Raw genomic sequence first — 564 nt, 5'->3', positions numbered from 1 at the left:
TCACCTTCAGTGCGGTCCGTCACGTGCCCATTTGCGATTTTGATGATTTCCGGCGCTTCGGCATCTAAGCTGTGGAGAACCACTTCAGTGTGTTCACCATACATACGTGCAATGCCATCCACGACGTTTTTCATAGAGTTCAAAATATCGAGATCACTCTTGGTGAGTTTCTTTAGTAGCAATGTTACTTCCCTTAGCAAAAACTGGAGGTTAGGCCGACATAATATCGATAATAGATTTGTCAGTATACGGCATACCGAAACGAACCATTGAGCCAACATTTCTTATCGTTTGCTCAACTTCTTCGCCTACTATACCTTGATTCTTAACACTGTGGTTACCCATCGCCATCAAATATGAGCGCACCGCCGTTGTCGACGAAGTACACACTTTCATCGCACAAGAGGACTTCGCACCATCGCACACCATACCTGAACTATCGCTGATGACGTTTTGAATGGCGTAGCATGATTGCTCGAATGTACCACCAGCTAAATACACCAGCGCCATAGATGCCGCCGCACTGGTTACAGTGTTGCCACAAAATGCGGATAACGGTGGGTA

The 564-nt window shown here is 46.3% G+C and carries 2 protein-coding genes; both read right to left on the bottom strand.

The annotated features are described in order from the left end of the window. Window positions 1–281, bottom strand: a 281-nt coding sequence (locus tag R7R24_RS29305; protein WP_318120536.1) for a PAS domain-containing protein, incomplete at its 3' end; no start/stop codon positions are given. Continuing rightward, a partial coding sequence (locus R7R24_RS29300) for an L-serine ammonia-lyase, iron-sulfur-dependent, subunit alpha (RefSeq protein WP_318120535.1) occupies window positions 211–564 on the bottom strand: 354 nt, incomplete at its 5' end. The genes R7R24_RS29305 and R7R24_RS29300, both read right to left, overlap by 71 nt.

It is taken from the genome of Vibrio sp. 704, from assembly GCF_033339295.1.
Note: the sequence above shows the minus strand (reverse complement) of the source record. Positions and strands in the feature narration are given on the sequence as shown.